Source organism: Pseudooceanicola atlanticus (assembly GCF_000768315.1).
Taxonomy (GTDB): domain Bacteria; phylum Pseudomonadota; class Alphaproteobacteria; order Rhodobacterales; family Rhodobacteraceae; genus Pseudooceanicola; species Pseudooceanicola atlanticus.
The window spans coordinates 48513-73411 of record NZ_AQQX01000015.1 but is presented as its reverse complement, the minus strand read 5'-3'; the positions used below and the strand labels follow the sequence as shown (position 1 = coordinate 73411).

At 60.0% G+C, this 24899-nt stretch carries 21 protein-coding genes and 1 pseudogene; 3 read left to right on the top strand and 19 right to left on the bottom strand.

Going from position 1 to position 24899, the window contains the following annotated elements:
• Positions 1-2 precede the first annotated feature (2 nt).
• From ATO9_RS20250 to ATO9_RS20185, 14 genes are all read right to left on the bottom strand, one after another.
• The gene (locus tag ATO9_RS20250; RefSeq protein WP_028288586.1) at positions 3-887 is read right to left on the bottom strand and encodes a branched-chain amino acid ABC transporter permease; all 885 of its coding nucleotides are present in this window, start codon (positions 885-887) and stop codon (positions 3-5) included.
• Between the two features lie 15 nt (positions 888-902).
• A complete protein-coding gene (locus ATO9_RS20245; RefSeq protein WP_229737743.1) occupies positions 903-2858 on the bottom strand; it encodes an AMP-binding protein in 1956 nt (651 codons plus the stop codon).
• A gap of 46 nt (positions 2859-2904) precedes the next feature.
• On the bottom strand, positions 2905-3684 hold the full coding sequence (locus tag ATO9_RS20240; RefSeq protein ID WP_028288584.1) for an ABC transporter ATP-binding protein: 780 nt from the start codon (positions 3682-3684) through the stop codon (positions 2905-2907).
• 211 nt (positions 3685-3895) lie between these two features.
• Positions 3896-4735 (bottom strand): HTD2 family dehydratase, encoded by an 840-nt coding sequence (locus tag ATO9_RS20235; protein ID WP_043753682.1) that lies wholly within the window; start codon positions 4733-4735, stop codon positions 3896-3898.
• A gap of 11 nt (positions 4736-4746) precedes the next feature.
• On the bottom strand, positions 4747-5910 hold the full coding sequence (locus ATO9_RS20230; protein WP_028288582.1) for an acyl-CoA dehydrogenase family protein: 1164 nt from the start codon (positions 5908-5910) through the stop codon (positions 4747-4749).
• 3 nt (positions 5911-5913) lie between these two features.
• Positions 5914-6708 (bottom strand): citryl-CoA lyase, encoded by a 795-nt coding sequence (locus tag ATO9_RS20225; RefSeq protein WP_043753679.1) that lies wholly within the window; start codon positions 6706-6708, stop codon positions 5914-5916.
• Positions 6708-7622 (bottom strand): SDR family NAD(P)-dependent oxidoreductase, encoded by a 915-nt coding sequence (locus tag ATO9_RS20220; RefSeq protein ID WP_043753676.1) that lies wholly within the window; start codon positions 7620-7622, stop codon positions 6708-6710. The genes ATO9_RS20225 and ATO9_RS20220 overlap by 1 nt, the downstream gene beginning before the upstream one ends.
• Positions 7623-7634: 12 nt before the next feature.
• The gene (locus ATO9_RS20215; RefSeq protein WP_043753673.1) at positions 7635-8594 is read right to left on the bottom strand and encodes a hydroxymethylglutaryl-CoA lyase; all 960 of its coding nucleotides are present in this window, start codon (positions 8592-8594) and stop codon (positions 7635-7637) included.
• Positions 8595-8598: 4 nt separating this feature from the next.
• Positions 8599-10605, bottom strand: coding sequence for an acetyl/propionyl/methylcrotonyl-CoA carboxylase subunit alpha (locus ATO9_RS20210; protein WP_043753670.1), 2007 nt, complete (start codon positions 10603-10605; stop codon positions 8599-8601).
• Positions 10606-10615: 10 nt separating this feature from the next.
• Positions 10616-12223, bottom strand: a complete 1608-nt coding sequence (locus tag ATO9_RS20205) for an acyl-CoA carboxylase subunit beta (RefSeq protein ID WP_028288577.1) — start codon at positions 12221-12223, stop codon at positions 10616-10618.
• A complete protein-coding gene (locus ATO9_RS20200) occupies positions 12220-13611 on the bottom strand; it encodes a phenylacetate--CoA ligase family protein (protein WP_043753667.1) in 1392 nt (463 codons plus the stop codon). The genes ATO9_RS20205 and ATO9_RS20200 overlap by 4 nt, the downstream gene beginning before the upstream one ends.
• 27 nt (positions 13612-13638) lie before the next feature.
• Positions 13639-14799: an acyl-CoA dehydrogenase family protein gene (locus ATO9_RS20195; protein ID WP_028288575.1), complete on the bottom strand. Its 1161-nt coding sequence runs from the start codon at positions 14797-14799 to the stop codon at positions 13639-13641.
• A gap of 9 nt (positions 14800-14808) precedes the next feature.
• Positions 14809-15588 carry an enoyl-CoA hydratase/isomerase family protein gene (locus ATO9_RS20190; RefSeq protein ID WP_028288574.1) on the bottom strand — a complete coding sequence of 260 codons (780 nt, stop codon included), beginning with the start codon at positions 15586-15588 and terminating at the stop codon, positions 14809-14811.
• Positions 15585-16766, bottom strand: a complete 1182-nt coding sequence (locus tag ATO9_RS20185; protein ID WP_043753664.1) for an acyl-CoA dehydrogenase family protein — start codon at positions 16764-16766, stop codon at positions 15585-15587. The genes ATO9_RS20190 and ATO9_RS20185 overlap by 4 nt, the downstream gene beginning before the upstream one ends.
• A gap of 126 nt (positions 16767-16892) precedes the next feature.
• Here ATO9_RS20185 and ATO9_RS20180 point away from each other — a divergent pair, with 126 nt between their 5' ends.
• Both ATO9_RS20180 and ATO9_RS20175 read left to right on the top strand, forming a co-directional pair.
• A complete protein-coding gene (locus tag ATO9_RS20180; RefSeq protein ID WP_043753661.1) occupies positions 16893-18893 on the top strand; it encodes an NADPH-dependent 2,4-dienoyl-CoA reductase in 2001 nt (666 codons plus the stop codon).
• 26 nt (positions 18894-18919) lie between these two features.
• Positions 18920-20440, top strand: a complete 1521-nt coding sequence (locus tag ATO9_RS20175) for a class I adenylate-forming enzyme family protein (RefSeq protein ID WP_043753659.1) — start codon at positions 18920-18922, stop codon at positions 20438-20440.
• A 196-nt stretch (positions 20441-20636) separates the two neighbouring features.
• On the opposite strand, the gene ATO9_RS23990 is transcribed toward ATO9_RS20175, so the two are convergent.
• The 3 genes and pseudogenes from ATO9_RS23990 to ATO9_RS20155 form a co-directional block, all read right to left on the bottom strand.
• Positions 20637-21394, bottom strand: a protein-coding gene (locus ATO9_RS23990) for an IS5 family transposase (RefSeq protein WP_148562938.1) whose coding sequence is annotated in 2 segments (ribosomal slippage) — positions 20637-21073 and positions 21073-21394 — 759 coding nt in all. Because the reading frame shifts where the segments join, the coding sequence is not laid out codon by codon here.
• Positions 21395-21735: 341 nt separating this feature from the next.
• Positions 21736-22440, bottom strand: a complete 705-nt coding sequence (locus ATO9_RS20160) for a glutathione S-transferase family protein (protein ID WP_043753650.1) — start codon at positions 22438-22440, stop codon at positions 21736-21738.
• Positions 22437-22806: pseudogene (locus tag ATO9_RS20155) on the bottom strand (DoxX family protein). The gene ATO9_RS20160 and the pseudogene ATO9_RS20155 overlap by 4 nt, the downstream one beginning before the upstream one ends.
• A 158-nt stretch (positions 22807-22964) precedes the next feature.
• Here ATO9_RS20155 and ATO9_RS20150 point away from each other — a divergent pair.
• Entirely contained in the window at positions 22965-23393 is a 429-nt protein-coding gene (locus ATO9_RS20150) for a MarR family winged helix-turn-helix transcriptional regulator (RefSeq protein WP_043753647.1), read from the top strand.
• Positions 23394-23480: 87 nt separating this feature from the next.
• Here the strand turns inward: ATO9_RS20150 and ATO9_RS20145 are convergent, their stop codons facing one another.
• Entirely contained in the window at positions 23481-23981 is a 501-nt protein-coding gene (locus ATO9_RS20145; protein WP_081979686.1) for a DNA-3-methyladenine glycosylase I, read from the bottom strand.
• A 305-nt stretch (positions 23982-24286) separates the two neighbouring features.
• A complete protein-coding gene (locus ATO9_RS20140) occupies positions 24287-24700 on the bottom strand; it encodes a PaaI family thioesterase (RefSeq protein ID WP_238318826.1) in 414 nt (137 codons plus the stop codon).
• Positions 24701-24899: the final 199 nt, after the last annotated feature.

The following is a 24899-nucleotide window of genomic DNA, read 5'->3' as shown; positions in this document are numbered from 1 at the left end:
GATTACACCCGTTCGATTGTGCGCCAGCCGAACAGGCCGGTCGGCCGGATCAGCAGAATGGCAAGCATTATGATATATGGAACGACACTGCCGAGCGAGCCACCGATCAACGGATCAAGGTAGTTGGTGGTCAAGCTCTGCGCGATGCCGATGATTATTCCTGCCAAGATAAGCCCGCCGATGGATTCCAGCCCGGCAAAGAGCGCCACCGGCAGGGCCGCGAACCCGATATCCGAGGCCAGGAAGGTCAGCGATTTGCCGCTGAGAAAGATCATCGCACCAATTGTGGACAGGATTGCCCCGAGAACCCAGGCAACGGCAATCGAGCCTTTCACCGAAATGCCCATCGAGGAAGCTACGACGTGGTCCTCCGCCACAGCGGTCATACGGAGGCCGGACCGGGTCCGGTTGAAGAACCACGACAGGCCGACGGCCGCGACAATGGTGATGATCCCACCTATCAGGAGGTTCATCGGGATCAACATATCGCCGAGGAACAAGGGTTTCAGCGGAAAAATGATCGGGAAGGGTCTTACCGCGGGACCGAACACAAGCAGCACCAAACCGCGCAGCAGGATCAAAAGGCCGACGGTGACCATGACCATCGAGAAAACCGATTCACCGATCAGCTTTGTCAGGAAAATCCGTTCGATTGCGTACCCGACCAGCCCGGCCAGAACCAGCGAAAGGGGTATCGACAACCAAAGGCTAAGCCCCGCTTGCATCGTTGTGAACCAGACGATGAACCCGCCGATGATCACAAGCTCGCCCTGCGCGAAGTTGAACACCTTGCTGGCGCGGTAAATCACAACAAAGCCCATGGCCACCAGCGAATACAGAAGGCCGATCAAAGCCCCGGTAATGATGTCATTGATGAAATAGACCATTGTCGCCGACCTCCTTTAAGATTTGGACTGCCGCTTGGCAGCCTTCGATGCGTTTTCAACATCCGACACGCGAACCGTGGTCTTGAGAACGCCTTGACGGCCGTCCTGATAGGTCACAGCGATTTCGAGATCTGTCTCGTCATCGCCAGCATAGATCGCCTCGACGAGCTTGGCATACCGTTCCTCCAGAAAGGCCCGGCGAAGCTTTCGGCTGCGGGTCAACTCGCCTTCATCCGGGTCGAGTTCCTTGGGAAAATTCGCAAAACGTGCCACGCGCGAGCCTTCGGCCAGGAGCGCATTGATGCGCGCCACTTCGCCTTTGATAAGGTCCAGAACTTCGGGTTTCTGCGAGAGATCGGTGTAGGTCGAAAAGCTGATCTTGTTCTCTTCCGCCCAACGCCCGAGAACTTCCATATCGATATTGATAAGCGCGCTGACGAAGCTCCGGGTTTCGTCGCCCAAGGTCATGAGATCCTTGATGAAGGGGCTATACCGCAACCGCGTTTCGATGAATTGCGGCGGATAGCTGTGCCCATTTGCCAGGCGGCGCATATCCTTGACACGGTCAAAGAACAAAAGCTCGCCGTCGTCGGTCATCGACACCGCGTCACCGGTCTTGTACCAACCGTCTTCGGTCAATTCCTCTGCGGTCTTTTCGGGCTTGCCGTGATAGCCACCGAAGCCCGATCCGCCACGCACCTGAAGCTCCCCTTCGTCCGAGACCCTGTATTCCAGCGGTTCGCCGTAGTTCGTGTTGCTTTGCATCCAGCTGCCGCTGGTTTCCAGCTGATAGCTTTCGCCGACATGCGCGGTCAGAAGGCCGATTTCGGTCGCGCCATACACGTTGCGCAGCTTAACCCCCATCGCGTGGAACATACGAAAGACGTCAGGTGCCATCAGGGCGCCGCCGCTCATTGCGTTTTTGGCCTTACCAAGGCCAAGATTGTCGCGCAGGTGATGCAGCACCAGAGCTTCGGCAAAGGGAAGCTGCAGGCGTGCGGCAAGGCTGGGGCTACGCCCCTCCAGCCGTTCCACATAAACGTCGTGGCCGACCTTCATACCCCAGTTGTACATCGCATTGCGGATTTTACCCGCCCCCAGCATCCGGGCCTGAACGATGGAGGCGAGATTTTCCCACTGGCGCGGGCTGAACACCAGTGCGTCGACCGCCAGTTCGCGAATGTTGGTCAGTACATCTTCAGGGCCTTCGGGGAAGTTGACGACCATGGGCGCGATCAAACCGATCGACAGGCCGAAAATCTGTTCCGTGACCCAGGCCGGCGAAATGTAGGTCAGGTATTCGGTGCCCGGCGCGATTTCGATTGCCCCCATCACCCGCGAGCAATTGTCGAACAGGTAGCGATGGCTGATGACAACGCCCTTGGGTTTTCCCGTGGTCCCCGAGGTATAGGACAGCAAGGCGGTATCGTCTGCCCGTCCACGTTTTACGTGTTCTTCAAATCTGGCGGGTTCCTTGGCGTGGATCTGACGCCCTGCCGCGCTCACACTTTCAAACGAATGCAACAGGGGATGATCATAGCCCCACAGACCGGAATCGTCCCAGTAAACGACCGCCAGGGCGCCCGAGTACTTGCCCGCAATCTCGATGCATTTATCGACCTGCTCCTGATCCTGCGCCAGAAAAATCCGCGTTTGCGAGTCTTCGGCCAGATACAGAATCTCTTCAGCGTTTTGATCCGGATAGACAGACAGGACTTTGCCGCCTAACGACTGGACGGCGTATTCAGCCCAGAAATGTTCGGGTTCGTTTTCGCCAATCATCATGACAGATTCGCCAGCCGACAAGCCCAGGTTCTCCAACCCGAGAGCCAGGGCGCGAACCCTGTCAAGAACATCGGCCCAGGTGAATTCACGCCAGATGCCCAGGCGCTTGTGCCGTTCGGCGAGGTTGGTCGGTGTGGATGTCGCTCGCGCGAGCAAAACCTGCGGCAGGGTTTCGATATGTGTCACTGCTGGGTCCGAAAAGACCATTGCTGTCCGTTGTTTGACCATGCCGCTACCCCAGATATGCCTTTATGACAGCCGGGTCCTTCTGGATTTCTTCCGGGGTGCCTTCGGCGATGACCCGCCCGAAATCCAGCACCACGATCCGGTCGGCAAGGTCCATCACGACGCCCATGTCGTGCTCCACCAGAACTACCGGAATCTTGCGCGCCTCGCGCACATCGAGAATGAAGCGCGCCAGGTCTTCTTTTTCCTCCGAGTTCATGCCGGCCATCGGTTCATCCATCAGCAGGATCGACGGTTCCTGCGCCAATGCACGGCCCAGATCGACACGCTTGCGCAACCCATACCCCAACGTGCCCACGGGCCGGTTGCGGATTGCCTCGATCTCGAGAAAATCGATGATCTCCTCTGCGGCTTCACGATGTTCCGATTCCTCGCGCATCACGGGACCGAACTGGAAAAAAGCCTGGACTACATTCGATTTCATCAGCATGTGGCGGCCGATCATAATGTTTTCCACCACCGTCTGCCCGGCAAAAAGATGGGTGCCCTGAAACGTCCGCGCCAGACCGCGCCGGGCGATCTGGTCAACACGCAGGCCGGTCACGTCCTGCCCGGACAATTCGACACGGCCCTTCTGCGGACGGTAGAAGCCCGCAGTCACGTTCAGAAGTGATGTTTTTCCGGCTCCGTTCGGTCCGATAATTGCAAGCAATTCATCGTCGGCCACAGAAATGCTCACATCGTCGAGCGCGGTCACACCGCCAAATTTCAAAGTTGCACCACGCACCGCAAGCGGTGAGGATACGTGCCCGTTATTCGTGGTCATGTTGCGGCCCGTGCTTTTGCCCCACACCTCATGGAGGCGCGCATAGCCTGACCGCACGGTTTTTCGTTGGTTACGAGTTTTCCTCGCATTGTTCCTCCTCCCACCTCTAAATTCAGAGGTTTGCCTGGTTTATTTACCAAGTCTCTCCGCGAAGCCTAACAGATGTTAGAAAAATTGGTCAACAACTGAATTCGCTACCGAAGAAGACCGATCAGACGGCCGCGTACTCTGCGGAAAAGCTTCGAAGACCTTTTTGATCCTGACACCAGACTGTCCCGGAGGTGCCGGTCCCTTCATTGTGCAGTTGCAATTCGCAGGGCAGGGTGAGTGGCGCGAGGCCACGGAACGAAAACCGGTGGGGCGATGTTTTCAACGCACCCGCCGCCAGATTCAGAAGCAGCGTGGCCTGCAATGGGCCATGCACAACAAGTCCGGAATAGGCTTCGGTTTCGGTGGCGTAGACGTAATCATAGTGAATGCGATGGGCATTGAACGTCAGCGCCGAATAGCGAAACAGAAGAACAGGATCCGGTGTCAGCGTCGATCTAAGCGTGTTGGGGTCACCCGCGTCAGCTGCGCTCTCGCCCGTGCGGGGGGTGGAAATCTCACGATAAACGATCGTTTGCTGCTCCCGGATAAAAAGCCGGTTGCCACTCAGATACTCATGTTCGACGGTCACAAAGACCAATGGTCCACTACGGCCCTGCTTGGCCACAATATTCCTGATCGAAGAGCGTCGGGTGATGATTTCGCCGATTTTCAGCGGCGCGATATGCGTAACATCGCCGCCAGCCCACATGCGGGCGGGCAGCGGAACAGGGGGCAGAAATCCACCCCTCGCGGCATGGCCGTCTTCTGACAGGGCGGTCGCTGGCACGGTATCAAGGGCAAGGCACCAATGAATTCCCAGCGGGACATCGCCCGCTCCGTCCCAAAGATGCGGACCGAGCGTGGCGCGGAATTTGTCGATCAGCCCGTGCGTCAGAACATCTTCCTTGGTCTCGGTGCGTCCCAGCCAGGGCGCCAGCGCGTCAAGGTCGATCTCACCCATAATCCTAGCCTTCAGAACGATCTTGGCATGCCGAGGATATGTTCTCCGACATATGACAGGATCAGGTTGGTCGAGATCGGGGCGACCTGATAGAGGCGCGCCTCGCGAAACTTGCGCTCAACATCGTACTCCCGTGCGAAACCGAAGCCGCCGTGGGTCTGGATGCAGGCATTGGCCGCTTCCCAGCTGGCTTCCGAAGCCAGCAGCTTGGCCATGTTCGCCTGTGCACCACAATCCAGTCCGGCATCGAACCGCCTGCAGGCTTCAAAGCGCATCAGATTGGCGGCCTCGATGTTCACATAGGACCTGGCGATAGGGAATTGCACACCTTGGTTCTGGCCGATGGGACGGTCAAAGACCACGCGGTCGCCGGCATAGGCGCGGGCCTTGTCAACGAACCAGTATCCATCACCGATGCATTCCGCCGCAATCAGGGTCCGTTCGGCGTTCAGCCCGTCAAGAATATGGTAAAACCCGCGCCCCTCGGTGCCGATCAGGTTCTCGGCGGGGATTTCCAGGTTGTCGAAAAACACTTCATTGGTTTCGTGGCCGGGCATGTTGGCGATGGGGCGGACCTCCATCCCGTTGCCGATTGCCTCTTTCAGATCGACCATAAAGATCGACAGGCCCTGCGACTTTTTCTTGACCTCGCTCAGCGGCGTAGTGCGGGCCAGCAAGATCATCAGGTCAGAATGCTGGATACGGCTGATCCAGACCTTCTGGCCATTGATCTCATACCGGTCACCCTTCTTGACTGCGATGGTCTTCAGTTTGGTGGTGTCGGTCCCGGTTGTCGGTTCGGTCACGGCCATGGATTGCAGGCGCAACGCGCCGCTGGCAATACCGGGCAGGTATGTCTGCTTTTGCTCATCCGAACCATGCCGCAGCAGCGTGCCCATGTTATACATCTGCCCGTGGCAATGGCCCGCGTTTCCGCCGCAGCGGTTCACCTCCTCCATGATGATCGAGGCTTCGGTCAACCCCAGACCCGAGCCACCGTATTCCTCTGGGATCATCGCGGCAAGCCAGCCCTCGCGGGTCAGCGCATCGACGAATTCCTCGGGGTAGGTTTCGTCTTCGCCGAACTTGCGATGATACTCTGGCGGAAACTGCGCGCAAAGTGCGCGCAAGGCGTCGCGCAGATCGGTGTGAGTGTCTGGGGCTGACGTCTGCATCGGTTACTTCGCTCCCGGACCCGACGTTTCAAGAATTTCCTGCTCGGCACGCTGCCAAAGCTCATAGGAAATCGGGTTTTCGCTCTCTTCGAGGATATGACCGACCAGACCGATGGCGCGTGCCATGACGCCAAAGCCCCGCACGATCTTCCAGGGGAAGCCAAATTCACAGCAGATCGCTCCGATCGCCCCGGTGGCGTTGATTGGCAGCATCTTACCCGATTTTTCTTCGGCAACGGCCTGAATTTTCTGGATCAACTCGATGTATTCACCGGACTTGCCGTTCTCGGCAGCGATCTGGAACAGGCGAGGTGCGCGCGGATCGACCGGCTTGTGCACCGGATGGCCCAGCCCCGGCACGATCATCTTGCGGGCGCGGAATTTTTCCACCGTCTCGACGGCCAGCGCATCCAGATCGACACCGGTGCCCAACTTGTCCTGTGGCAGTGCCTCGTAAAGCATCTTCGAGGCACCCTCCATAGAACCGACAAAGACGGTGCCCAGCCCGCACAAGCCAGCCGCCACAGCCGCCTGAAGCGATTCCGGCGCCCCCATATAGGTCATCCGCGCCGCCAGGGCCGAGGGCGTGATACCATGTTCGACCAAGGTAATGACGATGGCGTTAAAGACGCGGCTTTCCTCGGGCGTGGCCTTGCGACCCGTCAACTGCAGAAACGCCAGATCGCCGAGGTTCATGTGGCCCAGGATCTCGTTGGGCAGATCGAGCCCACGCACGCTGATCTTGTCAGAGGTGCTCCAGGCAATGTCGGAGCTGATTTTTTCTTTGCGTTTTCCCATCAAACCGGATCCCACGAAAAGACATCCGCCGAAACTTCGAGCGGCGTGAACTGTGATTTGAGCGCGGGAATGGCGCGCTCGGCGATTTCATCGGCGGTCCAGCCATCATCGGAATGAACCGACCGCACCGGGCGGGGCTGGTTGAACAGGAAGATCTCGTTCTTGCGAACCGCAAAGATTTGTCCTGACACGTCAGCCGCGCGGTCGCTCATCAGGAAACAGGCCATCGGTGCAACCTTGGCCGGTGTCATCTCCTTGATCTTTTCGACCCGTGCCACCTGTTCCGGGGTGTCTGTCTTGATCGACGAGATCATCCGGCTCCAGGCGAAGGGCGCGATGCAGTTTGACCGCACGTTCCAGCGTTTCAGGTCGAGCGCGACCGATTTCGAGAAGGCCGCAATGCCCAGCTTTGCCGCCGCGTAATTCGCCTGCGCCAGATTGCCGATCAGCCCCGAGGTCGAGGTCATGTGCACCAGAGCACCGCCCTCTTGTCCGCGGAAATAATCGGCCGCTGCACGGCTGGTGTTGAAGGCGCCATAGAGATGGACCTTCACAACCGCGTCGAAATCCTCGTAGGTCATTTTGTGGAAGAACCCGTCGCGCAGGATGCCGGCGTTGTTCACCACCGCGTCGATGCGGCCGAATTCCTTGACACCCGCCTCGATCATCGCGCGCGCGGCGTCCGGATCGCTGACGTTGCCGCCATCGGCGATCGCATCGCCGCCCGCCGCCTTGATCTCTTCGACGACTTTCTGCGCCGCAGTTTCTGTCTGACCGGTGCCTTTCAGGGATGCGCCCAGATCATTGACCACCACGGCGGCGCCTTCTGCGGCTGCCATCAAGGCGATATCACGCCCGATCCCACCGCCGGCCCCGGTGACCAGAACCACCTTTCCGTCAAGTGCTTTTGTCATCTTCTTGCTCCCTCAGCGTGACTTGCGGTATTTGTCCAACCCGCCGGTATGCATGACCCGGCCCATCAGCGGCACGCCGATGATTTCTTCGGCCTTGAGCGCCGCCGCGATCAGCTTGTCCAGATCAATGCCGGTTTCGATGCCCAGTTCGTGACATAGGAACACTGCATCCTCGGTGCAGACGTTGCCGGCGGCGCGGGCGTGGCCGTGGCCCGCGAAAGGACAGCCGCCAAGACCGGCGACCGAGCTTTCGAACATGTCCACGCCCATCGACAGGGCGGCATAAACGTTGGCGATCCCCAGCCCACGTGTGTCATGGATGTGCATACCGATGCGCGCCTCGGGCGCCAATTCGCGCAGGGCGCCGATCATGCGTTTGACCGCCTCGGGGTTTCCCCAGCCCATTGTGTCGGCGATCACAAGGATCGGCACGGGGATGTCCTCTTCCTCGCACAGCTGAAGAATGAAGCGGAAATCGTCCAAGATGCGTTCTTGGGGGATGGGGCCTTCGAGGTTGCAGCCGAAGGCAGTCATCACATAGGCCGCGTCGACCGTATATCCTTCTTCCTTGTAAAGACGGACCCAGTCACGTTGTTTTTCCCGCATCTCCGCCGAGGAACAATTGTTGTTCGATTGGGCGAATGCCTCGGAGGGATAGAACAGCAGACGCGGGTCGATATCGACGTCATGCGCGGTCAGGGCCTTGCGAAACCCTTTGTCGTTCAGCCACAGCGATGTGTAATTCACGCCCGGTTCGCGCTTGATACGCTGGAACAACTCGCCGGTGTCGGCCATTTGCGGCACGTATTTCGGGCTGACGAAACTGCCAACCTGAATGCGCTTCAGACCGGTTTCGCTGAGCATGTCGATCAGTTCGATCCGCTCTTCGATCGGATAAATCTTCTTTTCGATCTGAAAACCCTCACGCGGGCCTTCTTCGCGAAACTCGACGAATTTGGGAAAGTCGCTCATTTCATCACTCCTCGGATGGCAGAATCTCGGCGATGACTTGGCCACGATCGACCATGTCTCCATTCGAGACGGATATATTGCTGGCGATCCCGGCCGCGGCCGCCCGGATCGAGATTTCGAGTTTCATGGATTCCATGACCGCGACCACTTCGCCTTCGGCCACGCTCTGACCATCGGAGACCTTGATTTCGACAATCATTCCGGTCAGCGGAGAGGTCACGGCGCGATCCGCCGCGGCATCGCCGCCGGCAAAAGCAAGGGGCGCGGCGGGGCGGAAGACCAGGCGACCTTCGGGCGTGTCCAGTTCGATCACGCCCGCGTGCAGGCGCGCGTCGATCAGATGGACGGTGTCGCCTTCGCCGACACGCCAACGGCCCGGGGTCAGTTCACATGCCGACAGTGTCAGCGCCTCGCCGTTTTCCGAATGGACGGTGTACTTGGCGCCCGGTTTGACAGGGCCGATGCGCAGTTCTTCGGATACCTCGTCAGAATCGGTAAGCGTCACGCGCTGCCCCGCTTCAATCGCATCACCGCCCAGGCCAAGCCGCCAGCCGGTAAAGGCATCACGGTTGGTCCAGGGATTGGCGTTTGTGTCGCTGCGCGACTGGGTCACGAAGAGAATGGCAGCGGTCGCTTTCCACAGATCGGGGCGGGTCAGTCCGGGTGCTTGTGTCAGCTCATCCAGCCTGCCGTCGATCCAGCGGGTATGCACCTGCATCCGTTCGAATTCATGGTTTCGCGCCAGCGCCGTTAGAAAGGCGCGATTGGTCTCGACACCTTCGACCGCGACATGATCAAGCGCCGTGGCCAGACGTGCCAATGCGGTTTCCCGGTCGGGCGCGTGCACGATCAGCTTGGCGATCATCGGATCGTAATAGGGCGTGACGGCATCGCCTTCCTCGACGCCGCTGTCGATGCGCAGGCCCGATGGCAGGCTGAGCGTGGAGAGCGTGCCCGTCGACGGGGCGAATTGCATCGCCGGATCTTCGGCGTAAAGCCGCGCCTCGACCGCGTGGCCGTTGATCGTCAGATCGTCCTGCACCAGTCCAAGGCCCGCGCCTTCGGCAATCCGCAGGTGAAGCGCGACAAGGTCCAGCCCGGTGATCGCTTCGGTGACGGGATGTTCCACCTGAATGCGCGGGTTCACCTCAAGGAAGAAATACTCGTCCCCCGCGACCAGAAATTCGACCGTGCCCAGACCGCGATAGTCCAGCGTTTCACCAAGGCGCACCGCGTCGCGCGCGATGTCGTCCATAAGCGTCCGGGGCAGACCCCAGGCCGGGGCTTCCTCGATGACCTTCTGGTGGCGGCGCTGAAGCGTGCAATCGCGTTCGAACAGATGCACCACATGGCCCTTGCCGTCACCTGCGATCTGCACTTCAACATGGCGCGCCTCGGGCAGGAAACGCTCCAACAGCAGCCCTTCGGAGCCGAAGGTGGATTTTGCTTCGCGCAGCGCGCCTTCGATGTCCTCGACCAGCGTGGTTTCGTCGGTGACGAGCCGTTGCCCTCGCCCACCACCGCCGCCGACAGCCTTGAGCAGCACCGGCAGGCCCATTTGGCGCACCTCCTCGGCAATCTGCTCGGGATCGGACCGCGCACCTTCGGCGCCCGAAATCACCGGGACGCTGGCCGCCACGGCGGCCTCTTTGGCGCTGGCCTTGTCGCCGAAACGTTCAAGCGTTTCCGGCGTCGGCCCCATGAAGATCATGCCGGCGGCTTCGACCGCGCGGGCAAAATCGGGGTTTTCGGCCAGAAAGCCGTAACCGGGATGGATCGCATCCGCGCCCACCGATTGCGCAGCGGCAATCACCGCGTCGATTTTCAGATAGCTCTCGGATGCAGGCCCGGCACCGATACAGACAGATTTGCCGATCTCGCGGACATGCAGGGCATTGGCATCGGCCTGCGAATGCACGCCGACAGGGGTGATACCGCTGGCCCGCGCGGTGCGCGCGATCCGGCAGGCAATTTCGCCGCGGTTGGCGATCAGAAGCGTTTTGATTTTCACGGTTCGCTCCTCACATCCTGAACACGCCGAAGTTGGTATCGACCTTGGGTCTGCGCGATGTCACATCCAGCATCAGCGCCATGACGTCACGGGTCTCACAGGGCTCGATCACGCTGTCGATCCAAAGGTTGGAAGCAAAATTATAGGCTCCCTGAAAATCTTCGTATTCCTTGCGGATCGGTGCCTTGAAGGCTTCCTCCTCCTCGGGGGTCCAGCTTTTGCCTTCGCGTTCGTTGATCTGCGCGCGGACCTGAGCCAGCACGCTGGCGGCCTGTTCCGGCCCCATGATTGCCGACCGTCCCGTCGGCCAGGCGAACATTGCGTCCGGCTGGAACGGGCGGCCCAGCATCGCCAGGTATCCGGCCCCGTAAGAGCCACCGGTGATGATTGTGAATTTCGGCACCCGGGCCGAAGACATGGCCGTGATCATCTTGGCGCCAGCCTTGGCAATGCCCATCTGCTCGACCTCGCGGCCCACCATGAAGCCGTTCACATCGGCCAGGAACAGCAGCGGAATATCACGCTGGACGCAGAGATTGATGAAATGCGTCGCCTTCAGCGCGGCTTCGACGAAAAGCACGCCTGTATTGGCGATGATCCCGACCTCGTGGCCGTGGATGCGCCCCCAGCCGGTCATGATCGTGTCGCCATAAAGCGGCTTGAATTCGTGAAAATCGCTCTCATCGACCAACCGAGCCACGATTTCGCGGTTGTCGGTCGGCACCTTGGGATCGCGGCTGATGAGCCCATAAATCTCTTCGACCGGGTAGGCGGGCGCACGGGGCGTTTCGGGCGTCTTGCGGGGTTGGGGTTTTTCGCCAAGATGGCTGACAATTTCGCGCGTGATGGCCAGAGCGTGGGCGTCATCTTCGGCCAAATGGTCGGTCACACCGGAAACGGACGAATGCATCTTGCCGCCACCCAGTTCTTCGGCTTCGACCTTTTCGCCGGTTGCGGCAAAGGTCAATTCCGGTCCGCCCAGATACATAAAGCCCTGACCGCGCACGATCACCACTTCGTCACAGAGCGCGGGGATATAGGCACCACCCGCGGTGCAGGGCCCCATGACCACGGCGATTTGCGGCACACCATCGCCAGACATGCCGATCTGTTGGTGAAAGATGGAGCCGAACTGGCCTTCGTCGGGGAAAAGGTTGGCCTGGTCGGGCAGGAAGGCACCGCCGGAGTCCACGAGGGTGATGACGGGCAGCCGGTTTTTCCAGGCAATTTTCTGTGCCCGGACGTGTTTGCGGCAGGTGATCCCGAAATAGGTGCCGCCCTTTACGGTGGCATCATTGGCGATGATCATGCACTGACGGCCTTCGATCACGCCAATACCGGTAATGATGCCGGCGCCGGGTGGAACTCCCTTGTGCATATTCAGTCCGGCCAACTCGCCGAGTTCCAGAAATGGTGTGCCCGGGTCGATCAGCCGTTCGATCCGTTCGCGCGGCAGGATTTTGCCTTTGTCCACATGACGTTTGCGCGCCATTTCGGGGCCGCCGACGCGCTGTAAGAGCCGGAGGGCATGTAGTTCATCGACCTTTTCGCGGTAAGACACGTCGTTGGCGCGGAAGTCGTCCGACCCGCTGTCGAGAAGAGATTTCATTCTAGTCATGGCAGGTCTGGATATTTCCTGAGAACGAAGGCGACCTTAGCGGCGCCAGGTTTTTCGAAAGTGTCGGCCGCAACCAGGTGAACGTCGGCCTTGAAGACCAAGGAGTCGCGAAGCCGCTGCTCAATTTTCTTTTTGAGGGTGACGTCATCGGCCGGATCGCGATCGGGGCCCCGTTCGACAATCACTGTCAGCGCGCCCTGCGTGGTATGGCCCTCGAAATCGGCCACGATGCGCATGACGCCGTTGGTGTCCGGCACCATTTCGGTAATGATGCTGTTGATCGCCGACGGGAAGACATTGGCCCCGCGCACGATCAGCATGTCGTCGGTGCGGCCGGTGCAGCGGATCTTCGGTCCGGTGCGGCCGCAGGAGCATTCGGTATCGATCACTTCGATATAATCGCCTGACCGGAACCGCACGAGCGGGCTCGCCTGGCGGCCGAGCGCGGTATAGACCATCTCGCCTTCTGCGCCTTTTTTCCAGGGAATGATCCTGCCGCTCTCCGGGTCGAGCAGCTCGGTCAGGACATAATCCATGTTGACCATGTGCATACCCGACTGGGCGTCGCACTCGGCCCAGTATGTCACGCCCAGATCGGTGCCGCCCAGCATCTCGGTGCATTTCGCACCCCAGGCCTTTTCGATCTTTGCCCGAATTGCGGGAATTCCGCCGCCGGGTTCGCCGCCGACGATCACGCGCTCGATACCCAGTTCGCTGGCCTTGCAGCCAAGTACCTCGGGAGCCTTTTCGGCCAGGTGCAGCACAAAGTTCGGGGCGCCGACCACGCAACGCGGGCGGGTGTCGGCGCAGGCGCGCAGCAGCCGTTCCGCACCGCCATCGGCGCCCACCGGGACATCGATCGTGCCCATGTACTGCAATCCCTGCATCACGGGGATGCCGCCGACAAAGCCCTTGGCGAGCGAAAACGCGTGCAGCACCATGTCGCCCGGCCGCACGCCATTGGCAAAGAAACAGCGTGCCGTCATCTCGTGCCACATTTCGGCGTCGGATTCGGTCAGGGCCACATATGAGGGGCTGCCGGTCGTGCCCGACGATGCCTGCATTTGGATGATCTCGTACATGGGCGCGGCGCGGTGTTTGCCGAACGGCGGATCGGCGGCCAGGCTTTCGCGGATCTCGGTCTTGTAGGTATAGGGCAGTTTCTGCAGGTCTTCGATGGTGCGGATATCGTCGAATTCCACACCGGCTTTCGCGAACTTCTCCTGATAGAAAGTCGAGTTTGCCTTGAGATAGGCCATCTGATCGCGCAGTCGCTCTTCCTGAATACGGCGCACCTCGTCGAGCGGCGTGCCCTCGATCGCGTGCCAGAAGCGATCATTTACCTTGTCGGCGGCATCTTCCCGCCGGAAGCGCATTCCAAATTGCATGTCGTTCTCCGTTCCTAGCCGTGGCGATCAATAGGATCGTGGCAGGCCCATGACCTTTTCGCCGATAAAGCTCAGGCACAGTTCGCGGTTCACCGGCGCTGTGCGCAGCAGGCGGACCAGCGGGTACATTTCGTAAAGTCCCGTATCTTCGGTAAAGCCCGATCCACCATGCGCCTGAAGCGCCGCGTCGACCGCTTCGATCCCGGCTTCGGCGGCGGCATATTTCGCCATGTTCGACGACGCACCGGCAGGCAGCTTGTTGTCGAACTCCCATGCCGCGCGCCGGGTCATCAGACTGGCCATTTCGACTGCCGTATGCGCCTTGGCCATCGGATGCTGCACGCCCTGGTGCGCACCGATGGGTTGGCCGAACACATTGCGCTCGGAGGCATAGGCCACGCCCTTGTTCAGGGCGAACCGGCCGATGCCGCAGCACAAGGCGGCCAGGATAATACGCTCGGGGTTGAGGCTGTCGAACAGGATCGAGAACCCTTCGTCCACCTCGCCGACCACATCCTCGGGGCCGAGATCCACATCGTCGAAGAACAGTGTCCACTGCTCCTCGGGCAGGGGGATCGAGATCTTCACCCGCTGCTTGTGGACGCCTTTTTTCTTCAGATCCACGGCGAACAGGGTAAAGCCGTCGGTCTTGCGGCTGACCTCGGTATGCGGTTTGGTCCGCGCCACCACGAGGCAGTAGTCGGCCACTTCGGCCCCGGTGATGAAGGTCTTTTCGCCCGACAGGCTGAACCGGTTGCCTCGACGCTTGGCCAGCGTAGTGGCCTTCATCGTGTTCGACCCGGCCCCCGGTTCGGTGATCGCGAAACAGAACTGGATATCACCGCGGCAGGCGGCCGGCAGCAGTTCTTTCTTGTGGAACTCGCTCCCGTGGCTGGCGATATGGGCCAGCGACATGGTCGGCCCGACCACCATCATCAAAAGCGGAATGCCGTGATTGGCGGTGCCCTCCATGAACAGGGCCATTTCAGTCATACCAAGGCCCGCGCCGCCGAATTCCTCGGGCACCATGATGCCCAGGAAACCGTCATCGGCAATCTGCTTGAACATCTCGTGCGGGAACTCATGCCTGCGCGCGTGGTCCAGCCAATACGCATTGTCGTATTTCTGCGCCAGCTGGCCGCCATACTCGTAAATCTGGCGTTGTTCGTCGTTCAAAATGAAATCCATGTTTCGTCCTCAGGCCTTGAATTCGGGGGCGCGCCGGTTCTCGAATGCGTCGAGGCCCTCGGCCACGTCATCGCTGGGCAGTGCACGCACCGCGGCATCGCGCTCAAGCCGCATCTGCTGGTCGATACCAAGGTCCGCACCTTCGCGCGCCAACCGCTTCATCTCGGCGATGCCGGGACGCGAGCGGGTGGCGATCTTCTGGCAGTATTCCAGCGAGATCTTGTGCAGATCCGCATCCGGCACGATGTAGTTGACCAGGCCGGCCTCTTTGGCCTCGTCCGACTTGAGCCAGCGGGCCGAGAACATCAGATCGAGCGCCCGGCGCTGCCCCATCAACCGCGTCAGCCGCTGCGAGCCACCCCAACCGGGAATCAGCCCGAATTGCGCATGCTGATCGCCAAACTGGGCGCTTTCGGCCGCAAAGCACACGTCGCAGGCCAGCATCAGTTCGATCCCGCCGGCCAGACACAACCCCTGCACTGCGACTACGACAGGGAGGGAGGAGGTTTCGAGCGCACGCAGGTTTTTCATGCCAAAGGCGATGAAATGGTCCAGCGCGGCGGGATCGTTCAACTTACCTTTCACTTCCACCAGATCGGCACCGGTGCAAAAGTGCTTGCCCTGCGCCCGGATGAGGATCGCCCGAATAGCGGGGTTCGCCTCGAATTCCGCACGCGCGACAGAAATACGCTCATGCACCTCAAGTGACAGGCAATTGAATTTCTCGGGGCGGGCCAGTTCGATGATGCCGGTGTTGCCCTCGGAAGTGACGAGGATGGGGTCGCTCATTTCGAGGCTCCCTTCGCCTTCTTGTCATACTGCAGCGCCATGCGACCGACCTTCTCGCGGGCGATCACCAGCTTCTGGATCTGCGCGGTGCCGTCACCGATCTGCAAGCCGAGCACATCGTTGTAGCGCTGGTGGTGGGGCAGGTCGGTGGTGTAGCCGTAATGTCCGTGCAGGATCAGGCACTGGTGCAGGATCTCGCAGGCGGTTTTGGGCAGGTACCATTTGCACATGGCGGCCTGAGAGGTGTGGGGCAGGCCACGGTCGCGCAGGTCCAGCGTGTAATAGCAAAGCTGGCGCATCATGGTCAGTTGGGTCTCGGCCTCGGCCAAGGGAAAGCTGACACCCTGATACTGCACGATCGGGGCTCCGAATGCCTCGCGCTCCTGAACGTAGGCCCAGGTTTCATCCACCGACGCTTGCGCGGCCCCCAGGCACTCCAGCCCGATCAGTGCGCGGGAATAGTCGAAGCCCGCCATGATCGTGCCAAAGGCATGGTCCTGTTCCGCCATCATGTTTTCAGCCGGCACGAAAACATCGTCAAAGAAAACCGAGCCGCGCCCGACAGGCTTGGTGCCGATGTCGTCAAAATGGGTGCGCTTGATGCCTTCCTGGTTCAGATCGACGAAAAAGGCGCTGACCCCGCGTGAGCCGCCATCAGGATCGCCGGTACGGGCAAAGACGACCGCCGCATCCGCCTGACTGGCAAAACTCATGGATGTCTTTTCACCGTTCAGCCGCCAGCCGTTGCCGGATTTCTCGGCCCTCAGAATCAGGTTCGCCGCATCCGAACCGCCGCGCGGCTCTGTCAGGCCCAGGCCAATGACCGCATCACCCGAAACAACCTTGGGCACCCATTCCGACGCGATGTCCTTGGAGGCATGTTTGGCAACCATTCCGCCCATGAGAGAGCCCAGAAGCTGCACGTAACTTGCGTTGAAATCGGCATAGGCGATCTCTTCGACGATCAGCCCTGACGTGACAGAGCTTTCGCCGAGACCCCCGAATTCCTCGGGCAGATCGGCCCCGATCAGCCCCAGTGCGCCCATCTCCTTGATCAGCGCACGGTCGAATGTATGGCCGCTGGCGCGTTCTTGATATGTGGGCGCAAGCCTTTCAGTTGCGAAGCGCTTTGCGGTCTCGCGAAACGCCTTCTGATCGTCTGTAGGCTGGAATTGCATCGGTGCTCCTCCCCATGAGCGAAAATCTTCTTTCCAAAAATCTAACAAATGTTAGAATGTAGATCAAGTGCAGTTTTGAGGAGGAGAACCAAAGTGAAAAATAGACCAGATGGAAGCTTTGAAACCATGCTCTCGCCCATCCGCGCAGGCCAGCATACATTGCGAAATCGTGTCATCATGGGGTCGATGCACACGCGGTTGGAAACCGAGCCTGACGGCATAGCCAAACAGATCGCGTTTTACGCCGAGCGTGCGCGGGGGGAGGCGGCGATTCTGGTCACCGGCGGGTTTTCGCCCAATGCCGAGGGCATATTCGATCCAGAAGGTCCGAGAATCGATGACCCGGAAGAAGCGCTTGACCTGCGCCCGATCTGCGAGGCGGTGCAGGCCGAAGGCAGCCTGATCTGCGCGCAACTCCTCCACGCCGGGCGCTATGCCAAGATCGAAAGGTGTGTGGCCCCGTCGCCGATCCGCGCCCCGATCAACCGTTTCATCCCGCGTGAAATGACCGAAGCCGACATTCTCCGTACCATCGAGGATTTTGCCGTAGCGGCCGCCAATGCGCTGGCCGCAGGCTTTGATGGCGTCGAGATCATGGGGTCCGAGGGATACCTGATCAACGAATTCACCGTCACCCACACCAACAAGCGCCAAGACGACTGGGGCGGCAGCGCCGCGAACCGCCACCGATTCCCGGTCGAGATCGTGCGCGCGGTGCGCGAACGTTGCGGCCCCGACTTTCTGGTCATCTACCGGATTTCGGCGGCCGATCTGGTCGAGGGCGGCGCGCCCGCCGATGAAATTGCCGCACTGGCCCGCAAGATCGAGGCTGCGGGTGCGGATATCCTGAACACCGGCATCGGCTGGCATGAGGCCCGCGTGCCGACGATCGCCTACCCGGTGCCGCGCGGTGCCTGGCGCAAGGCGGCAGCCAACGTCAAAGCGGCGGTGTCGATCCCGGTAGTCGCCTCGAACCGGATCAACACACCCCAGCTTGCAGAAGACATACTTGCCTCTGGCGATGCGGACATGATCTCGATGGCGCGCCCGTTTCTGGCCGATCCGCATTTCGTGAAAAAGACGCGCGAGGGCCGCGCAGACGAGATCAACACCTGCATTGCCTGCAACCAGGCCTGCCTGGATTTCATTTTTTCGGACCGGCCGGTCGGATGTCTGGTCAATCCAAGGGCCGGGCGTGAAACGGAATTCCGGGATACGCCAACCGACACGCCAAAGAAAGTGGCCGTCGTTGGCGGTGGTGCCGCGGGCATGGCCACAGCCGCCGAGGCGGCACGGCTGGGCCACGATGTCACCCTGTTCGAAGCGCAGGACAAATTGGGCGGTCAGCTGAATCTGGCCCGCGCCGCACCAGGCAAGGACGAATTCGACGAAACCCTGCGGTATTATGCCGGTCAGATGCAGAAACACGGGGTCACGCAGCGTCTGGGACAGCGGGCAGAGGCGAGCGATCTTGAGGGATTTGACCATGTGGTCATCGCCACCGGGGTCACGCCGCGCATTCCCGACCTGCCGGGTATCGACCATCCCAGCGTCGCGACCTACGCCGAAATTCTGTCCGGTGACCGCGAGGCGGGCGACCGTGTCGTGGTGATGGGGGCGGGGGGCATCGGTCATGATGTGGCCGAGTTCCTAGTGACCAAACCCGCCGAGACCGCGAATTCCGACGTCTTTTGCGAAACCTGGGGAGTGGACCCCGAATTTGTCTCCTCGGGTGCCCTGGCGGGTGACCCTCTGGCACCGAAGCCGTCGCGCCGCAAGGTCGTCATGCTGCAGCGCAAGACCGCTAAACCGGGCGCGGGGCTTGGTGTTTCGACAGGGTGGATCCTGCGCAACGCGCTGCGCAAACATGGGGTCGAGGCAATGGGCGGGGTGACCTATGAACATATCGACGATGCGGGGCTGCACATCGTCGCGGACGGAAACCCGACGGTCATCGCAGCCGATACAATTGTGCTGTGCACCGGTCAGGAACCGGAACGGGCCCTGGCCAAAGAGGTTGTAGCGCGCGGCGTCCTGGTTACGATGATCGGCGGGGCAAAGGAGGCCGCCGAACTGGATGCGCTGCGCGCCATTGATGAGGGCGTGCGCCTGGCGCAGGATCTCTGAACCGAGGCTCGGGCAAGGGGGAAACTATGCTGACCGGCGTCATCCGCGCGGGGCGCGCTGATCTGTATTCGATCTTTCGAACCCGCGCACATGACTGCGCCCGCGCCCTCGCCATCGAGGACGGCAGCAGGAAACTGACCTATGCAGAACTGCTGGAGCGGGTCGATCGTCTGGCGGCTGTCTTTCTGGCACGAGGCGTGGCGCCCGGAGACAGGATCGCGATCCTGTCGCATAACCGCTCAGAATACCTGGAGGTCGAACTTGCAGCAGCGGGAATCGGCGCGATCGTCGCCTGTCTGAACTGGCGGCTTGCCCCCGATGAACTGCGGCACTGCATCGATCTGGTCGAGCCGGTTCTCGCGGTTGTCGAACCGGAACTTTCAGAAGCTTACCGCGCCGTCGCGTCGACACCCTGTCTAACCGTCGGGCCAGACCTGGAAACGGCCATTGCCGGGGTCGAGCCGGACCCGCGCACCGGAACCATGGTTGACGACCCCGAGGCCGGTCTGACGATCCTCTATACCTCGGGGACCACGGGCCTGCCCAAGGGGGCGCATATCAGCCACCGCGCGCATATCGCCCGATCCATGGTCTTTGCGGCCCAGCTGGCGCTGGATCCCGGTGACGGGTTCATCGCCTGGGCGCCGATGTTCCACATGGCCTCCACCGATCATGCGCTGGCAACGATCCTGCGGGGTGGGACCGTGGTGATGGTGGACGGGCTGCAGCCCGCCGTCATCAACGAGGCGCTGTCACGCCACAGGATCGGCTGGTTCGTGATGATGCCCGGGGCACTGGAGGCTTTTATTAACGAACGGCACGCCAACCCTTTGCCGCTGAAGGGGATCAAGGTTTGCGGCGCAATGGCTGATCTGGTGCCGCCGCATCAGATCGCGGAACTGACCGGTCTTCTGGACACGCCCTATCTGAATTCCTTCGGGGCGACCGAAACCGGCCTGCCGCCGGGAACCGCCGATCTGATCGCGCCGGGTGTGACCCCGGACCGGCTGTCCAAGCGCATCAGCGCCTTTTGCGAGGTGCGGCTGGTCGATCCCGACGACCGCGAAGTCCCCGATGGAACGCCGGGCGAAATGGCGCTTCGGGGTCCGACGCTGTTTTCCGGGTACTGGAACGCCGACGACACCAATGCCCGTGACTTTCGCAACGGCTTTTTCCACATGGGCGATCTGTTCCGGCGCAATGCGGACGGCACCGTCGACTTTGTGGATCGGGCGAAATACCTGATCAAGACCGGAGGTGAAAACGTCTATCCGGCGGAAATCGAACGTGTGCTTCTTTCTCATCCCGATGTGATCGATGCCGCCGTGGTAAGGGCCTTCGACGCGAAATGGGGGGAAAGCCCGGTGGCCTTTGTCGCCTGTGACGATGACGGGCCGGATGCCGAGGCGCTGCTGAACTTGTGCCGCGAAAGCCTCGCTGGCTATAAGCGACCACGCGAAATTCACTTCATCGCGTTCGAGGATTTTCCCAGATCGACCAGCGGCAAGATCCAGCGGCATATCCTCGAAGCCCGGCTCGCAGATTAATTTTCGCTCTGACCCGATCGTCAGCCAGCCACGCCAGTTCGCCCCAATAGCGATAAAAGCGTTCTTATCCTCGTTGCCACGAGCTTCTTATCCCCGCCCTTTGGAGTAACCCCCTGAAAGTGATCCACCATCTGGGATAGATTGACCCGCGATTGATGCGCAGCCCTCTGTCGGACTACACGGCTAGGGTCAGGACTCATAGCCAGAAAATGACGGTTGCCGCGAGTGCGATGGCTGAAAGGAAGACCTTCGGACACCTGTCGTAGCGGGTTGCGACCCGTCGCCAGTCCTTGAGCCTGCCGAACATGATCTCGATCCGGTTTCGGCGGCGGTAGCGTCGCTTGTCGTATTTGACGGGTTTCTTTCGTGCTTTGCGGCCAGGAATGCATGCGCGTATCCCTTTGTCTTGCAACGCTTCTCTGAACCAATCTGCGTCATAGCCACGGCCCCCGAGCAGCCACTTCACATTCGGAAGTTTGTCCACAAGCACTCTTGCGCCGACATAATCGCTGACTTGTCCGGCTGTGACGAAGAAGTTGATGGGGCGACCCTGACTGTCGGTCACGGCATGAAGCTTGGTGTTCATCCCGCCCTTGGTTCGCCCGATCAGGCGTCCACGCCCCCCTTTTTCACGCCCATACTGGTCGCTGTTCGGTGCGCCTTCAGATAAGTCGCGTCGATCATCACGGTCTTCTCTTCGCCGTGTTCAGCGGCCAATCCGAGCATCATCTGAGCGAAGATGCCCTTGTCGCTCCATCGTTTCCAGCGATTGTACAGGGTCTTGTGTGGACCGTACTCCATGGGCGCGTCACGCCAGCGCAAGCCATTGCGGTTGATGAAGATAATTCCGCTCAGTACGCGCCGATCATCAACGCGAGGTTTGCCGTGGGACTTGGGAAAGTAGGGTTCAAGTCGCGCCATCTGCGCGTCCGTCAGCCAGAAGAGATCAGACATGTTCACCGCTCGTTTTCCGCGCGGTGAACCACGCAGCCACACGGAAATCAATGGGTCCTGACCCTAGGGTTTTCCGGGTGTTTGAGCTCAGGAGGATTCGTAGATCCCTGAGCCATTCATCAATGCGATCGGTGGTTTGTTCCCGGTTTCGCTGTGGGGGCAGCAGTAACCCTGCGCATCGCACGGACGGGCATGGACTGCCGGCAATTGCCGGTTGGGGCTGCTGCGGGCCTTCAAGGGAAAGTCGGCGACTATCCGATGTGCGGGACAAAGCGGACATTCGCCAAGCGACCTCAAACGTCCGGTTCTGTACTGCGGCCCGACAAAACGATATCAAGTGATCAGCGGTCAGCCGATCGCACCTGTGTAACTGTCTTCTTCGGCCCTCCTGTCTGCATGATCTGGGACAGGTAAGAATTGCGCCGTCTGATGAAGTCACGCAGAAGGGTCGGGTAATCTTCACTGACGGCATTCTTCACAGAAACCCGACGCTCCAGTTCATGTCGCCAGGCCCTTACACGGGCAAGCCCTGTGAAGACGCCAAACTCTCCGATGGTGTCAAAAACGTCGAAATAGCGGAAGACCGGGCCGAATACGACATCGACGAGGCTGAACCGGTGGCCATCGAACCATGGTCCCTCCCCAAGCTCCGCGTCCAGCCGAAGGAACTTTGCGCGGAGCGCCGCCACTTTTTCTTCCAACGCTTTCTCGTTCGGCGCCGAGTAGAACCCCGCAATGTCGTTCAAGACAGCAGATCCAAATTCAATCCAGGCACGGTGGCGGGCGCGATCAAGAGCGTCGTGCGGATGAAGCGCGTGGGGTTGTGTATCCTCAAGATATTCGAGGATAACCGCAGATTCGAAAATCGGCGTCCCGTCCACAACCAGGACAGGCGTCTTGCCCAGCGGAGATATGGCAAGAAACCAGTCGGGCTTGTTCGAAAGATCGATGTCAGTTCTCTCGAACGTGACACCTTTCTCAGTGAGCGAGATCGCCGCGCGCTGCACATATGGGCAGAGCGCATGGCTAATGAGGTGGAGGCTCATGTTGTCTCTCCCTCCATCTGCACGTTACCGGGCGCGAAGGAAGGGCTGAGGGCGAAACGGCCGTCGCCCAGAAGCCCTTGCACGATGGCAAGCAGCGTCAGATAGGCCGGGTATTCCCACCCGCCGTTCTCGTATCCGAACATCCAGCCGTTTCCGGAGTGAGCCCAGGTCGCTCCGGCCAGGATGGGCACGGTCGCCGACGCGACCCACCGCGCCTGTATGCCGAGGACCAAAAAGGCACCGGCAATCGCCTCGACTGCAAAGACCATAAAACCAGCCGGGCAGCCCGATCGAAATGAAGAACTGCGCCGTTCCGGGAAGTGTGAAAATGAAGAGCTTGAGAAACAGGCTGTGCGCCAGGAACATGATACCGAGTGCTATACGGAGCAGGAATATCCCAAATTCTGTGAGGTGCGATTTTGACATGATATGATCCCATATGTCGATGCATTTGCATCTATATATAGCGCGTTACATGCGACGTCAAGGTTGATGCACTTGCATGCACATGATAGGTGCTGGATATGAACGAGATTGACCATGCTACTGAGGCCGCCTGGACAGCCCTCATGACTAAAAGCCGCGTTTTGCTTGAGGCTGTCGAATCGTCTCTGAAATCGGCAGGATACCCGCCACTTGCATGGTATGACGCGCTTCTCGAACTCGAGAAGGCAGGCCCGGACGGACTCCGTCCATTCGAACTCAAAGACCGGATATTGTTACCCCAATACGGTACATCGCGGTTGCTGGACCGCATGGTGAAAGCAGGGCTGGTGGACCGACGGGACTGCTCGGAAGATGGGCGAGGTCAAAACATTTCTATCTCTGAAAAGGGTAAATCTGTCAGGAGGGCGATGTGGCCGATCTATGAACGGGTTCTGTCGGAAAGGATCGGCGCAAAGCTGAAACCCAAAGACGCCGCTCAATTGGCCACGCTACTCTCAAGGCTCTGAAGTCTCGGTCGACTGACGCGAAACCTGTCTGTGACTTTCCACGCTAAGTGGCCTTGATTTTTTTCACGTTAATTGGCCGACAGTTGCCTATGTCGGTGTGCGAAGGGTATTTCGGGCTGTTTCGACGTCCTTTCGCATCCAACAGACTTCTGCGTGATCGTTGATACATCCCATGGCCGGCATGAATGCATATACGGTGGTCGGTCCCACGAATTTGAAGCCAAGCTTTCGTAGGTCTTTGGAAAGGGTCTCGGACGCTGTTGATTTGGACCGCATTTGTGGCAGTGCGTCGTCCTTGGCAGGTTCATATAGCCAGATGAATGCGGCGAAGGAGCCTTCCTCTTGGACGACCTCGAAAGTACGGCGAGCGTTGTTGATCACGGCTTCGATCTTGCCTCGATAGCGAACAATTCCTTCATCGGCAAGTAGGCGCTCAATGTCGTTGTCGTCAAAGTTCGCAACTCCCCGAAAGTCGAACCCGGCGAAGGCAGCACGAAAGTTCTCGCGCTTGGCCAGAATGGTGCGCCAGCTCAGCCCTGACTGGAAACTCCGGTGTGACGGCAGCCCATCGGCACCGTGGGCGTCCATCCGTTCCAATTACGGTTGCAGCATCAGGCCGCTGCCGCATAAACTTGAACAGAAACCGAACCAGATCCTCCGTTACGATACAGTCTCAGCTCTCCGAAAAACCCTGACGACGGACAATCGGCGACCGCACTGCTAAAGGCTAACATTACCGCTTGGCAGGTCTGAACCTGCTGGCGGCGATCTGGATACCGCGCGCGCCTACGGGAAACGGTTGGCCGAGGTCGCGAGCCGCTGGAACAGCTGATCCAGCTGTCTGAATAATCGGTCCGGCCGCCCGGATCGGATGTGCAGCGGCCGGGTTGCGCTCAGTCCGCGACCCCCGCCCGCCCGATCAGCGCCATGAGCGTTCCGGTCATCGTTGCGACGAGCTTTTCATCCTGGCCCTTCACGGCATAGGCACGCGCCTCGCATATGGTCAGCGTCCTGCCTGGTTTCACCACGTCAGCGACGAAGCGAAACCGTTCGCCGTCCGCCGGGTTGAGCAGGTTGATCTTGAATTCGGCCGTCAACACTGCCGCGTCCGCTGACATCAGCGAAAAGGCCGCGTATCCGCAGGCGCTGTCCAGCGCTGTCGACACGATTCCGGCATGCAAAAACCCATGCTGCTGGGTCAGGGCATCCTCATGTGCCATCTCCAGAACAATGCGACCGGGCGATAGCTCGGCAATGCTGATCCCCAACGTGTTCATCACCTCCTGGCGATCGAAACTGTTGCGCACGCGTGCGTCATAGTCGGGGTTTTTCGGTTTGAATTGTGTCATGGCGGGTCTTCCTCTTCGATTTCATTCGTCAATGACCAATCTTAGGCGGTCTTTGGGGCGCGTATCTTGTAGCAAAAGGTCAAAACGACGCGGTATAGACAGAGCGCGCAACGCGCCGGGCGGTTTGCCGGCGAAGATCCGGCAAGCGGCGGACAAG

Coding starts and splice junctions, on each gene's coding strand:
- ATO9_RS20250 (WP_028288586.1), bottom strand. CDS start 887: ATGGTCTATTTCATCAATGACATCATTACCGGGGCTTTGATCGGCCTT.
- ATO9_RS20220 (WP_043753676.1), bottom strand. CDS start 7,622: ATGACAAAAGCACTTGACGGAAAGGTGGTTCTGGTCACCGGGGCCGGC.
- ATO9_RS20205 (WP_028288577.1), bottom strand. CDS start 12,223: ATGACTAGAATGAAATCTCTTCTCGACAGCGGGTCGGACGACTTCCGC.
- ATO9_RS20190 (WP_028288574.1), bottom strand. CDS start 15,588: ATGAGCGACCCCATCCTCGTCACTTCCGAGGGCAACACCGGCATCATC.
- ATO9_RS20215 (WP_043753673.1), bottom strand. CDS start 8,594: ATGAGCGACTTTCCCAAATTCGTCGAGTTTCGCGAAGAAGGCCCGCGT.
- ATO9_RS20235 (WP_043753682.1), bottom strand. CDS start 4,735: ATGGGTGAGATCGACCTTGACGCGCTGGCGCCCTGGCTGGGACGCACC.
- ATO9_RS20195 (WP_028288575.1), bottom strand. CDS start 14,799: ATGGATTTCATTTTGAACGACGAACAACGCCAGATTTACGAGTATGGC.
- ATO9_RS20175 (WP_043753659.1), top strand. CDS start 18,920: ATGCTGACCGGCGTCATCCGCGCGGGGCGCGCTGATCTGTATTCGATC.
- ATO9_RS20240 (WP_028288584.1), bottom strand. CDS start 3,684: ATGACCACGAATAACGGGCACGTATCCTCACCGCTTGCGGTGCGTGGT.
- ATO9_RS20200 (WP_043753667.1), bottom strand. CDS start 13,611: ATGCAATTTGGAATGCGCTTCCGGCGGGAAGATGCCGCCGACAAGGTA.
- ATO9_RS20225 (WP_043753679.1), bottom strand. CDS start 6,708: ATGGGAAAACGCAAAGAAAAAATCAGCTCCGACATTGCCTGGAGCACC.
- ATO9_RS20145 (WP_081979686.1), bottom strand. CDS start 23,981: ATGGACGCCCACGGTGCCGATGGGCTGCCGTCACACCGGAGTTTCCAG.
- ATO9_RS20185 (WP_043753664.1), bottom strand. CDS start 16,766: ATGCAATTCCAGCCTACAGACGATCAGAAGGCGTTTCGCGAGACCGCA.
- ATO9_RS20180 (WP_043753661.1), top strand. CDS start 16,893: ATGCTCTCGCCCATCCGCGCAGGCCAGCATACATTGCGAAATCGTGTC.
- ATO9_RS20150 (WP_043753647.1), top strand. CDS start 22,965: ATGAACGAGATTGACCATGCTACTGAGGCCGCCTGGACAGCCCTCATG.
- ATO9_RS20160 (WP_043753650.1), bottom strand. CDS start 22,440: ATGAGCCTCCACCTCATTAGCCATGCGCTCTGCCCATATGTGCAGCGC.
- ATO9_RS20230 (WP_028288582.1), bottom strand. CDS start 5,910: ATGCAGACGTCAGCCCCAGACACTCACACCGATCTGCGCGACGCCTTG.